At 61.5% G+C, this 11994-nt stretch carries 10 protein-coding genes; 6 read left to right on the forward strand and 4 right to left on the reverse strand.

What is annotated here, in order from left to right:
• The first annotated feature begins 18 nt into the window (after positions 1-18).
• From HU765_RS02175 to HU765_RS02185, 3 genes are read left to right on the forward strand one after another with little or no spacing between them, the layout of a single operon-like run.
• Positions 19-1113, forward strand: a complete 1095-nt coding sequence (locus tag HU765_RS02175; RefSeq protein WP_186618862.1) for a DUF3419 family protein — start codon at positions 19-21, stop codon at positions 1111-1113.
• Positions 1110-2378 carry an aminotransferase class I/II-fold pyridoxal phosphate-dependent enzyme gene (locus tag HU765_RS02180; protein WP_186618863.1) on the forward strand — a complete coding sequence of 423 codons (1269 nt, stop codon included), beginning with the start codon at positions 1110-1112 and terminating at the stop codon, positions 2376-2378. The genes HU765_RS02175 and HU765_RS02180 overlap by 4 nt, the downstream gene beginning before the upstream one ends.
• A complete protein-coding gene (locus HU765_RS02185) occupies positions 2368-3690 on the forward strand; it encodes an AMP-binding protein (protein WP_186618864.1) in 1323 nt (440 codons plus the stop codon). Before HU765_RS02180 ends, HU765_RS02185 begins: the two co-directional genes overlap by 11 nt.
• 21 nt (positions 3691-3711) lie before the next feature.
• Here the strand turns inward: HU765_RS02185 and HU765_RS02190 are convergent, their stop codons facing one another.
• A complete protein-coding gene (locus HU765_RS02190; RefSeq protein ID WP_186618865.1) occupies positions 3712-4689 on the reverse strand; it encodes a quinone oxidoreductase in 978 nt (325 codons plus the stop codon).
• 151 nt (positions 4690-4840) lie between these two features.
• On the opposite strand from HU765_RS02190, the gene hemF reads away from it, so the two are divergent.
• Positions 4841-5755: an oxygen-dependent coproporphyrinogen oxidase gene (gene hemF / locus HU765_RS02195; protein WP_186546247.1), complete on the forward strand. Its 915-nt coding sequence runs from the start codon at positions 4841-4843 to the stop codon at positions 5753-5755.
• Between the two features lie 9 nt (positions 5756-5764).
• Entirely contained in the window at positions 5765-6586 is an 822-nt protein-coding gene (aroE, locus tag HU765_RS02200; RefSeq protein ID WP_186618866.1) for a shikimate dehydrogenase, read from the forward strand.
• Positions 6587-6694: 108 nt separating this feature from the next.
• Here aroE and HU765_RS02205 read toward each other — a convergent pair whose 3' ends face one another.
• From HU765_RS02205 to betC, 3 genes are all read right to left on the reverse strand, one after another.
• Positions 6695-8263 (reverse strand): SulP family inorganic anion transporter, encoded by a 1569-nt coding sequence (locus HU765_RS02205; RefSeq protein ID WP_186618867.1) that lies wholly within the window; start codon positions 8261-8263, stop codon positions 6695-6697.
• 211 nt (positions 8264-8474) lie between these two features.
• The gene (gene choX / locus HU765_RS02210) at positions 8475-9395 is read right to left on the reverse strand and encodes a choline ABC transporter substrate-binding protein (RefSeq protein ID WP_186618868.1); all 921 of its coding nucleotides are present in this window, start codon (positions 9393-9395) and stop codon (positions 8475-8477) included.
• A 16-nt stretch (positions 9396-9411) separates the two neighbouring features.
• Positions 9412-10926 (reverse strand): choline-sulfatase, encoded by a 1515-nt coding sequence (gene betC, locus HU765_RS02215; protein ID WP_186546251.1) that lies wholly within the window; start codon positions 10924-10926, stop codon positions 9412-9414.
• Positions 10927-11040: 114 nt separating this feature from the next.
• On the opposite strand from betC, the gene HU765_RS02220 reads away from it, so the two are divergent.
• On the forward strand, positions 11041-11991 hold the full coding sequence (locus tag HU765_RS02220; RefSeq protein WP_186546252.1) for a LysR family transcriptional regulator: 951 nt from the start codon (positions 11041-11043) through the stop codon (positions 11989-11991).
• Positions 11992-11994 lie beyond the last annotated feature (3 nt).

Below are 11994 nucleotides of genomic sequence, written 5' to 3' on the forward strand. Positions count from 1 at the left end.
GGACGCAGGGAGGCCGGCATGGCTGATTACTTCGAGCGGCTGAATTATTCGCTGGGTGATGAAGATGCCGCGCTCGAGCACAGGATTGTGCCCGAGCATGCCCGGCATGTGGTGGACGTCGCTGGATGTGGCAGCCGGCTTTTGCCCTTGCTCGCCCGATGCCCGGCACGCCTGACCTGTGCTGATATCAGTGCACCGCAACTGGCGTTCACCCGGTTGCGCCTGGCCTTGCTGGAGCAGACCGACCATGAGTCGTTCATGGACTTCATGGGGTATCGCCCAGACACATCGACTACTTGGCGCCAGTCGGTTTTTCGGCAACTGGACCTGCCTCTGGCGGATCGCCGCTGGCTGGCGGACCTGTTCCAGTCCAGTCACTGGCACGCGCCGATCTATCTGGGCGCGTTCGAGCAGACCTTGCGGCGCCTGGCGAGGATCAACGGTCTGGTCACCGGAAAGGCCGGCCGTGGGATCTTCCAGTGTTGCGACCTTGGCGAGCAATCGGACTATTACCGCCGCCATTTTCCACTTCGGCGCTGGAAAGCCGTCATCGGGTTACTGGGCAATGCCGCCGTACTCAATTCGTTGCTTTACCGCGGTGCGTTTCCGGCGAATAACCTCGGAATCAGTTCGCGCAAGGTCTACCTCGACATTTTCCATGCCTTGTTCACGACCCAGGTCGTGCGCGAAAGCTTCTTTCTGCAGATGCTGTTCTTCGGTGAGCTGCGGTATCCGCAAGGCTACCCGCTGGAGTGTGATCCGCAGATTTTTCAAAGTGCTCGTGAAGCGTTGAAGCAGTGCCGAGTGAGCGTGGTGCAGGGCGACATCGTTGATTGCGTGGCCGGGTGCACGGACGTGGATTTCGTCTCGCTGTCGGATGTGCCTTCATTTTTGCCCGATGCTACTGCCGCCATGGTTCTGCAGCGGCTGCGGCCGGCCCTGGCCGAGCATGCCCTCACGGTGATACGCGGCCATTTGTGCGTGGTCCGGCCCGATTGCGAAGGCTTCCGTGATGTCAGCTCGCAGTTTCACGAAGCGATTGCGCGTGAAAAAACCCAGCTCTGGCGCGTACAGGTCTATCGCCAGACCTCACCTGTGCAGGTATCCCGATGAATACACCTCATCCGACCGTCAACTGGGTCAGCAATCGCGTTCGCCAGGCCCGTGACGACCAACAGCAACTGTTCGATGCCGGCCTCAACGGTCTCAAGGTCATGAAGCGCGAAGGCAAGAACATCGAGTTGGACAGTGGCGAATGCCTGACTGAATTTCTTTCCTGCTCTTATCTGGGACTCGAATGCGATCCCCGCTTGATTGAAGGCGCGGTGCAGGCCGTGGAAATGTTCGGTGTGCAGTTCGCTGCCGCGCGCACCCGGGCACTGCTGCCGCCGATGTGCGAACTTGATGAGCGGCTGAACCAAATTTTCCAGGGGCATACGGTCACCTTCAACTCGGTCGGCAGCGCACACCTCGGTTGCCTGCCGCTGCTCGGCTCCGGCGAGTTGCCCTCGTATCCCTTGCGTCGAGGTCCCGGCTGGATCGTCGACCGGGCCGCCCATGCCTCAATGCAAGTATTGCAAGGCATTCTTTGCCAGTTCGGGCCCGTGCTGCGCTGCGATTGCAGCGATGTGCAGCAAGTCGAAGATGCCTGTACGACAACCGTCGCGGCAGGCAATACGCCAATCATCCTGACCGACAGCATCGGTTCGATGCGCGGGGTGTATCCGGTCAATCGCTTGCTGCAACTGGCCGAGCGCTTTGACGGTTATCTGTATGCAGATGACGCCCATGGCACCTCGATCCATGGGCTGGCAGGCGGCGGATATGCGCTTGTCGCCGCCACGGAGTCACTGCGCGATCGCATGATTGTGCTGTCTTCCCTGTCCAAGGCGTTTGGCGCAACCGGTGGGGCAATTACCGTGCGGACGGTGGCCGATGCCGAACTGATACGGCGCCACGCCTCGACCTATACCTTCGGCGGCCCTCTGTCCATGGGCGGTGTCGGTGCCGCGGTCGCCTCTGCAAATATTCATCTTTCACCGCAGTTGGGTCTGCTTCAGGCCGCGTTGTGGCGCAATGTCGCGCTGATCGATGACTTGCTGGGGGCGCGACTGGGCAATCACCGGATCGCGTCGCCCATACGCTTCGTCCGGGTCGGCGCCGAGCGTGATGCAGTCAGTCTGGCGCTGCATCTGCGCCGGCATGCCATTGCGGTCACCACTGCGCTGTTTCCGGTGGTGGCCAAAGGCGAGGCGATGCTGCGTCTGGCAATCAGCGCGAATCACAGCCAGGCCCAGCTCGAACACCTGGCGACAGCCGTGAGCACTGGCTTCGACGAGTTGTGCATCCGTCAGGGAGAACGCACCCATGACCGATGATCCGCTGCTGTTTGCCAGCGCTGCCACGGTTTACGCGGCAGCGACCGAAGCCCTTGCGCGCAAGTTCGCCCATGCGCGTTCGTTGTCCTGGTTCTGTACGGTGTGTCCGCCGATACGGCGCGTGCAGAGCGCGGAGGATCTGCACCTGCTGCCGGTTCAGGCCGTAGAGGACGAACAGGGCGGATTGCTGTTTTCTCTGCTGGGCGAGGCATCGCACCTGGCGCCGGGCGGTGGGTTGACCCTGACATCGGGCGGTAGCACCGGCAACCGCAAACACATCACCCACTCCTGGGCCTTCAACGACAGCATCGTGCGCTTGGGCGTACGGATGTTTGCGACGGGCCAGACCCCCTCTGTGGTGATCGATTGCCTCACTGCCGGCGAAATGCAGGGCGCGTTTCAATACGCGGCGGCCATCGTTCAGCGCCTCGGCGCGCGCTTGTTACCCGCCGGCTCACTGATGGGCCTTCAACGCATTGCCGAACTGGTCCAGTCACAAAAGGCCGATGCCCTGATCTGCACGCCCTCCTTCGCGGCGGCGCTGTTCAATGATGTCGCTGTCGACAGAAGACAGTTGGGTAGCCTGAAGTGGCTCTACTACATCGGAGAACCGTGCAGCGCGCTGCTTCGTGAGCAACTGGCGCGGGACTGGCCAGGCCTGACCTTGCGATCACTGGGCTACAGCGCGACGGAGACCGGCCCGATCGGTTTTCAGTGCGCCCATCTGGAGCCGGGTTTCTATCATCTGCATGCCGACGCGATGCTGGTCGAAGTGGTCAATCCGTTGACCCTGCAAGCGCTGCCCGAGGGTGAATGCGGCGAGTTTCTGCTGACGCCATTGCTGCCGGACCATGTGCCGTTGCTGCGTTACCGCATTGGTGACTGCGGGCGAATCGTGCCCAACTTGCCCAAGTGCGCCTGTGGCAGTGCCCTGCCAGTGCTGGAGCTTGTGGGGCGAGTAGAGACGACGATCAAGCTGGGCGGCGCGATCATTACCCAGCGGCAGATTCTGAGTGTGCTCGCACAAGCAATTCCTGATCTGCATGCGGCGGATATTCAGGTGCAGATTGAGCGACAGGTGAACGGCACGTGCATGCGTCTGGTCATCGCCGAGGACAGACTGCCCGCTGCTGCGCAGGGTGGCCTTGAGCAGGCTTTGCACGCCGAGGCGCAGGCCAGTGCATTGCTCAAATTGCCCGGCGTGCTGGGGTTGCAGGTGCGGCGGCTACCCCGTGGAGCCTTCGCGACCACCACGGCCGGCAAGACGCCGTTCTTTGTCGAGTTGCAACAGGCGCCGACCCGCCTGGCGTGACGGGTCGGGTCAGCAACTGGTTCAGGGCAGCAGAATGGTGGAACCGGTGGTGCGCCGTGCCGACAGTTCGGTTTGTGCTTTTGCCGCATCAGCCAGCGAGTAGCGCTGGCTGATGTCCACCTTGAGTTTGCCGATGATAATCATCTCGAACAGCTCATCCGCCATGCGTTGCAGGTTGTCGGCGTTATTGGCGTACGTCGCCAGGGTCGGACGGGTGACGTACAGCGAGCCTTTCGCCGCCAGAATGCCCAGGTTCACGCCGTCCACCGCACCTGACGCATTACCGAAGCTCACTACCAGCCCGCGCGGTGCGACGCTGTCCAGCGACGTCAGCCAGGTATCCTTGCCGACCCCGTCGTACACCACCGGGACTTTCTTTCCATCGGTCAACGCCAGTACGCGCTCGGCCACGTTTTCATGGCTGTAATCGATGGTTGCCCATGCGCCGTTAGCCTTCGCCAGTTCAGCCTTGTCTTTCGAACTGACCGTGCCGATCAGTTTCACCCCCAGCGCCTTGGCCCATTGGCAGGCCAGTGACCCGACGCCACCGGCAGCGGCGTGGAACAGAATGGTTTCGCCACCCTTCAATTCGTAGGTCTGGCGCAGCAGGTATTGCACGGTGAGGCCCTTGAGCATTACCCCGGCAGCGGTTTCGAAGCTGATTTCGTCAGGCAGGTGCACCAGATTGTCCTGGGGCAAAACGTGTTGCGTGCTGTAAGCCCCCAACGGGCCGCTGCCATACGCCACGCGGTCACCGACCTTGAACCGGGTGACCTCGCTGCCCACCGCATCAACAATACCGGCGCCTTCGGCACCGAGGCCGGACGGCAAGGCGGGCGGCGCATACAGCCCGCTGCGGTAATAAGTGTCGATGAAATTCAGGCCAATCGCCTGGTTGGCCACGCGCACCTGATTCGGTCCGGGCGCGGCAGGTTCGTAGTCAACATACTCGAGCACTTCGGGACCGCCATGGGCGCGGAACTGGATACGCTTTGCCATCTGCCTGCTCTCCTTGGGATTGTTGCGAGGACCCTATGCAACTCCCCTGGTTGGTCTTCGTCAACTGCGGCGCGCCGGTCTGCGATGGTATGCTACGCGCCCATTTGCGCTGCCCGCCTGCCTGGGGCGCCGCTCGATCCAAGGTGATGCCATGACGACCCGCACCGACGCCGTAAAGGCCTATCTGCTCGACCTGCAAGACCGCATTTGCGCCGCGCTCGAAACCGAGGACGGCGGCACGCGCTTCGTCGAAGACGCCTGGACCCGGCCTGCCGGTGGTGGCGGTCGCACGCGCGTGATCGAGAACGGCACGCTGATCGAAAAGGGCGGCGTCAACTTTTCTCACGTCTTCGGCAGCGGTCTGCCGCCCTCGGCCAGCGCTCATCGTCCGGAATTGGCCGGTCGCGGTTTTGAAGCCCTCGGCGTGTCGCTGGTGATTCACCCGCACAATCCGCACGTGCCGACGTCCCACGCCAACGTGCGCTTTTTCATTGCCGAGAAAGAAGGTGAAGAGCCGGTCTGGTGGTTCGGCGGCGGCTTCGACCTGACCCCTTACTATGGCAACGAAGAAGACTGCATTCATTGGCACCGTGTCGCCGCGCAAGCGTGCGCACCGTTCGGCGCGGACGTCTATCCGCGCTACAAGGCCTGGTGCGATACCTACTTCCACATCAAGCATCGGCATGAACCGCGTGGTATCGGCGGTCTGTTTTTCGATGACCTGAACGAATGGGACTTCGACACCAGCTTCGCCTTCATGCGTGCCATCGGCGACGCCTACATCGAGGCGTACCTGCCCATCGTGCAACGCCGCAAGAACGCTGCGTTCACTGCGCAGCAGCGCGAGTTCCAGGAGTTTCGTCGTGGCCGTTACGTCGAATTCAACCTGGTTTACGACCGTGGCACGCTGTTCGGCCTGCAATCGGGCGGGCGTACCGAGTCGATCCTGATGTCGCTGCCGCCCCAAGTGCGCTGGGGCTACGACTGGAAGGCCGAACCGGGCAGCGAAGAAGCGCGCCTGACCGACTACTTCCTGCAAGACCGCGATTGGCTGGCCCAGGCCTGAGGACCTTCGATGGATCGTTACGTTGTTTTCGGTAACCCGATCGGCCACAGCAAATCGCCGATGATTCACAAACTGTTCGCCGAACAGACCGGCCAGCACCTTGACTACAGCACGCTGCTGGCGCCGCTGGATGATTTTGTCGGCTGCGCCACGGTATTTTTCCAGGAGGGGCGTGGGGCCAATGTCACCGTGCCGTTCAAGGAAGACGCTTATCGTCTAGCCGACAGCCTGACCGCACGCGCACAGCGAGCCGGTGCGGTGAATACCTTGAGCAAACTGGACGACGGTTCGTTGCTCGGCGACAACACCGACGGCGCCGGGCTGGTACGCGATCTGACCGTCAATGCCGGGTTCAGCCTGACGGGCAAACGCATCCTGCTGCTCGGGGCCGGGGGCGCAGTGCGGGGCGCACTGGAGCCGTTACTGGCGGAACGACCGGCGTCGGTGATCATCGCCAATCGCACCGTGGACAAGGCTGAGCGGCTGGCCGAATTGTTCGGCGATCTGGGGCCAGTGTCGGCCAGTGGGTTCGACTGGCTGCGCGAGCCGGTGGATGTGATCATCAACGCCACGTCCGCCAGCCTGACCGGTGATGTGCCGCCGATCGTCGCGAGCCTGATCGAACCGGGGCAGACGCTGTGCTACGACATGATGTATGGCAAGGAGCCGACCGCGTTCTGCCGCTGGGCCAGTGAGCACGGCGCGACGGTCTCGATGGATGGCCTGGGAATGCTGGCGGAGCAAGCGGCCGAGGCGTTTTTCCTGTGGCGCGGTGTGCGCCCGGATACGGCGTCGGTACTGGCCGAGCTACGCCGCCAGCTAGCGCAATAATTCCCTGTAGGCCTTCGCCTGCTCGCGATAGCGGTGGGTCAGATATAAATGTTTCAACTGATACACCGCTATCGCGAGCAGGCTCACTCCTACAAGGGTATGTGATGTTCAGTCTTCAAAGCGGATCGGGCATTTCTCTGCCCCTTCCAGTTTCCGCAACTCCTCCACCACCTGCGGCCGCGCCCGGCGCAAGGTCAGGCTGCGATTCTGGCGCAGCAGGCGCCGTGCCTCCTGATGCAGCATTTCCACCCCTGAATAGTCGATGAAGTTGATCTGCTGCGCCTCGATCACTACTCGCGTGCCGTGCAGGCGTTGCAGGCGCACCTGCAAGTAATGGCTGGCGCCGAAAAAGATCGAACCGCCGACCCGCAGCACATCGTCTTCACCATCGCGCCAATGCTGCACCCGCGGTTGCGAGGTACGTTTGAGGTAGAAGAACAACGAGGCCAGCACCCCGGCGTAAATGGCGGTCTGCAATTCCAGCAGCAGTGTCGCCAGGCACGTCAGGCCCATCACCACGAATTCGGCGCGGCTGACCCGCCACAAGGCGCGAATGCCGCGATGGTCCACCAGGCCCCAGGCGATCAGCAAAATACTGCCGGCCATGGCCGGGATCGGAATGTGCGCGATCAACCCTGCACCGAAAAGCGCGAACAGCGCCACCCAGAGCGCTGAAAACACCCCGGCCAGCGGCGAGCAGGCGCCTGCTTCGTAGCTCAGACCGGAACGGGTAAATGACCCCGCCGACAACGATCCGGAAAAAAACGCACCGACCATATTCGACAAGCCTTGGGCACGCACTTCCTGATTGGCATCGAGCAGTTGCTGCGAGCGCGCCGAAATCGAACGGGCAATCGACAGACTGGTGACCAGCCCGAGCATGCCGACGGCCACGGCGCTGGGCAGCAACCGCAGGACCAGATCCAGATCCAGCGGCAGCGCACTGAAGGGCGGCAAGCGCCCGACAAAGGCGCTGACCAGATGCACATGCGCGAACATGGCCGGCCACAACCACACCCACAGACTGGCCAACACCAAGGTGATCAGCAGGGTCGGCCAGCGTGGCAACAGGCGTTTCAACACCACGCCGAGCACCACCGTCGCCGCGCCAAGCATCAGCGAAGGGTTATCCACAGCGCCGAGGTGGCGCAGCAGGTCCATCAGACTGGCAAGAGCCGTGGCACTGGCCGGCAACTCAAGTCCCAGCAGATTCGGCAACTGCCCGATGGCAATTACCACTGCTGCGCCGAGGGTGAAGCCGAGCACCACCGAATGCGAAACGAAATTCACCAGCGCGCCGAAGCGCAGTAAACCCAGCAGCCACTGGAAAACCCCGGCGAGCAAGGTCAGCAGCAGAATCAGCGTGATGTAATCCTCGGAAGCCGGCATGGCAAGCGGACTGATGCTGGCATACAGCACAATCGAAATGGCCGCCGTCGGGCCACAGATCAGGTGCCAGGACGACCCCCAGAGGCAGGCGATCAGTACCGGAATAATCGCAGCGTACAGGCCGTATTCGGGGGGCAGGCCGGCGATCAGCGCGTAGGCAATCGACTGGGGCAAGGCGAGAATCGCACCGCTGAGGCCAACGACCAGATCCCGTCCGACGCTGGCACGGGTTTGCCGGGGCAGCCAGGCGAGGAAGGGGAACAGTGAGTGACGGCTGGGGAAGGCCATGGGTCCTCGCGGTTAGGGTTTTCAGGCAAGCCTATCAGGACACAGCAATCATTGTGGCGAGGGGATTTATCCCCGATGGGCCGCGAAGCGGCCCCAAACCCAGCGTTCTCGGTGAGTCAGGTATATCGAGTTCATGGGTCTTGCGGCTGCTTCGCAGCCGATCGGGGATAAATCCCCTCGCCACAGGTATGTGGTCGACAGTCAGATGGCCTTACAGTTTGGCTTTCACCGCCGCCAACGCATCCTTGCCATCCAGAGTCTTCACGCCATCCAGCCACTTGTCCAGCACCACGGGATTGGCCTTTATCCACGCCTTGGCGGCTTCGGCATTGCTGATCTTCTTGTTCACCACCTCGGCCATGATGCTGTTCTCCATTTCCTGAGTGAACGAAAGATTGGTCAGCAATTTACCCACATTCGGGCAAGCCTCCGCGTAGCCCTTGCGGGTCAGGGTGAATACGCTGCCGGTGTCACCGAAGTACTTTTCGCCACCCTTCAAGTAACGCATCTTCAGTTGCACGTTCATCGGGTGCGGCGTCCAGCCGAGGAAGGTGACGAATTTCTGCTTTTTCACCGCCCTCGATACTTCGGCGAGCATCGCCTGCTCGCTGGATTCGATCAGTTTCCACTGGCCCATGTTGAAGTCGTTTTTCTTGATGATGTCCTGCAACGAGATGTTCGCCGGTGCGCCCGAACCGATGCCATAGATCTTCTTGTCGAACTTGTCGGCGAACTTGTTCAGATCGGCGAAATCATGCACACCCGCCTCCCAGACATAATCGGGTACGGCGAGGGTAAATTCGGTGCCTTCGAGGTTCTTCGCCAGTTGCGTGACATCGCCGGTGGCGACGAATTTGTCGTAGAAACCCTGTTGCGCCGGCATCCAGTTGCCGAGGAACACATCGACCTGGCCGTCCTTCAAGCCGCCGAAGGTGATCGGCACCGCGAGGGTATCGACCTTGGCCTTGTAGCCCATGCCGTCCAGCAGAAACCCGGTGATGGCATTGGTCGCGGCGATGTCGCTCCAGCCCGGATCGGCCATTTTCACGGTTTCGCAGCCTTGCTCGGCGAAGGCCGAGGCGCTGCTCAACGCGATCAGGCCGACGGTCACTGCTGTGGATAACTTGCGCATGGACTTCCCCTTGAGATTATTGGTTTTGGCAGGGTTGTGGATAACGGGCTTTGCGCTCCAGATCATCAAGGTCGATGTGGTTGCGCATGTATTGCTGACTGGCGTCGACCAGCGGCTGGTGGTCCCAGCTCTTCAGCTTGCCGATGGTCAGGGCGTCGGCGACGAAACGGCGTCGGCGCTGGCTGGCAAGTACGTCCCGATGGATCGCCGGGATGTCCCATTTGGCCCGCGCTTGCGCGAGAAAGTCTTCAAACAGCTGACGATGTTGCGGTGACTGGCTCAGCTCTTCCCTTTCGTGCGGATCGTTATGCACATCGAAGAGTAGGCACGGGTCGCTTTCGCTGTAGATAAATTTGTAGGCGCCACGGCGGATCATCATCAGCGGACTGACGGTGCCTTCGGCCATGTATTCGCCGAACACCTCGTCATGGCCGCCCTGCCCTTGCAGGTGCGGCACCAGTGAACGGCCGTCCAGTGGCAGGCCCGGCTGCAGCGTGCCGCCGGCCAGTTCGACGAAGGTCGGCAGCAAATCGGCGGTGGAAACCGCAGCGCTGACGCGACCGGCGCCAAACTGCCCGGGCGCACTGATCAGCAGCGGTACCCGCGCGGCCATTTCGTACCAGTGCATTTTGTACCAGAGGCCTTTCTCGCCAAGCATGTCGCCGTGATCGCCGGAGAAAACAATGATGGTGTCGTTGATCAGCCCGGTTTCTTCGAGGGTCTGCAGAAGTTTGCCGACATTGGCGTCGATGTAGCTGCAGGCACCGAAGTAGGCCCGGCGTGCGTCGCGAATCTTATCCACAGGCAGCGGCTTGTCCCACAGGTCGTAGACCTTGAGCAGGCGTTGCGAGTGCGGATCGAGTTCGTGCTGATCCGGCGTTGTCGGCAGCGGAATATCGCTGTCGTCATACAAATCCCAGAATGCCTTGGGAATCGTGTACGGATCGTGGGGGTGCGTCATCGACACGGTCAGGCAGAACGGCTGATCGCCCTCCTCGCGAATGTGATCGAACAGATACTGCTGCGCCTTGAACACCACCTCTTCGTCGAAGTCGAGCTGGTTGGTACGCACGCACGGCCCTGCCTGCAAGACCGACGACATGTTGTGATACCAACTCGGCCGCACATCCGGTTCGTCCCAGTTCACAGCCCAACCGTAATCGGCCGGATAAATGTCGCTGGTCAGGCGTTCTTCATAGCCGTGCAGTTGATCGGGGCCACAGAAATGCATCTTGCCCGACAGCGCGGTGCGGTAGCCGAGGCGACGCAGATAGTGGGCGTAGGTCGGGATGTCAGCGGGAAAATCGGCGGCGTTGTCATAAGCGCCGATTTTGCTCGGCAACTGGCCGCTGACCAAGGTGAAACGCGACGGCGCACACAACGGGCTGTTGCAATACGCCGCGTCGAACACCACGCCCTGAGCGGCGAGGCGCGAAAGATTGGGCAATTTGATCGGCGACGGGCCGTAGAAAGGCAACAGGGGCGCGGCCATCTGATCGGCCATGATGAACAGGATATTCTTGCGCTTCATCTGATCGCGGCATTCCATAGTGAATATTTATGCGACATTGCTGCGATCCAGCATGGAGTCCATGCTGGATCGGGTAAAGCCCGCGCCGGGCAATGACTAGGATAAGCACAGCTTATGTATGAAGCCTTGGGAAGCCTGTCCCTCGACCTGCTGCGCGCCTTCGAAGCCGCTGCTCGCCATCGCAGCTTCACGGCGGCAGCGGTGGAGCTGGGCACCACACAACCGGCGATCAGCCAGCAAATCAAGCGGTTGGAAGAGCAGCTCGGCGCGCGGCTGTTCGATCGGATTTATCGGGGGATCGAAGTGACCGAGGTCGGCGCCCTGCTGTTTGAGCAAGTGGCCCTCGGTTTGCACCATATCGACGCCGGATTAAGCGCGATCAGCGCACAGCAGCAGCACGAAGTGCTGCAGGTCGCCACGGATTTTGCCTTCGCCGCGTATTGGCTGATGCCGCGTTTGCACCGCTTCCATGCCGCCAATCCTCAGGTCGACGTCAGCCTGGTCACCAGCGAGCGCAACCACAACATGCTGCGCACCGATATCGATGTGGCCATCCTGTTTGGCGACGGTCGATTCAAGCAGGGCGAAAGCCATTGGCTCTTCAGCGAGGAGGTCTTCCCGGTGTGCAGTCCGCAATTACTCAAGGATCGTCCATTGCCCCTGCCCGCCCAGGCGCTGCTGGAGTTTCCGCTGCTGCACTTGCGCGGGGAAAACAGCAGCAACTGGTTTGACTGGAGTGGTCTGTTTCGCGAACTGGGCATCACCACGCCGCCGGCACCGGGGCAGTTGCGTTTCGACAATTACACCTTGCTGATTCAAGCGGCGATTGGTGGTCAGGGCGTGGCGATCGGCTGGCGCCACCTTGTGGATAACTTGCTGGTCCAGGGTCTGCTGTGCCGGCCGCTGGCGCAAACCACGTTGTCGCGACTCGGGTATTACGTGGTGCTGCCGCAACGCAAACGCCGCGGGGCGCTGATCCAGCAGTTTGTCGACTGGTTGATGTCCGAGCAGGCCAGCAGCGCCGAATCGCTCAACGGTCTGGCCTTGCCCTCGATTGCGGTATGAAGA

This window comes from Pseudomonas sp. SWRI81 (assembly GCF_014268545.1).
Taxonomy (GTDB): Bacteria; Pseudomonadota; Gammaproteobacteria; order Pseudomonadales; family Pseudomonadaceae; genus Aquipseudomonas; species Aquipseudomonas hamedanensis.

What these genes read in the sequence shown, in the direction of transcription:
- HU765_RS02205 (WP_186618867.1), bottom strand. Translation starts at nt 8,263, where the DNA reads ATGGCCTTCCCCAGCCGTCACTCACTGTTCCCCTTCCTCGCCTGGCTG.
- HU765_RS02220 (WP_186546252.1), top strand. Translation starts at nt 11,041, where the DNA reads ATGTATGAAGCCTTGGGAAGCCTGTCCCTCGACCTGCTGCGCGCCTTC.
- aroE (WP_186618866.1), top strand. Translation starts at nt 5,765, where the DNA reads ATGGATCGTTACGTTGTTTTCGGTAACCCGATCGGCCACAGCAAATCG.
- HU765_RS02185 (WP_186618864.1), top strand. Translation starts at nt 2,368, where the DNA reads ATGACCGATGATCCGCTGCTGTTTGCCAGCGCTGCCACGGTTTACGCG.
- HU765_RS02180 (WP_186618863.1), top strand. Translation starts at nt 1,110, where the DNA reads ATGAATACACCTCATCCGACCGTCAACTGGGTCAGCAATCGCGTTCGC.
- hemF (WP_186546247.1), top strand. Translation starts at nt 4,841, where the DNA reads ATGACGACCCGCACCGACGCCGTAAAGGCCTATCTGCTCGACCTGCAA.
- choX (WP_186618868.1), bottom strand. Translation starts at nt 9,395, where the DNA reads ATGCGCAAGTTATCCACAGCAGTGACCGTCGGCCTGATCGCGTTGAGC.
- HU765_RS02190 (WP_186618865.1), bottom strand. Translation starts at nt 4,689, where the DNA reads ATGGCAAAGCGTATCCAGTTCCGCGCCCATGGCGGTCCCGAAGTGCTC.
- HU765_RS02175 (WP_186618862.1), top strand. Translation starts at nt 19, where the DNA reads ATGGCTGATTACTTCGAGCGGCTGAATTATTCGCTGGGTGATGAAGAT.
- betC (WP_186546251.1), bottom strand. Translation starts at nt 10,926, where the DNA reads ATGAAGCGCAAGAATATCCTGTTCATCATGGCCGATCAGATGGCCGCG.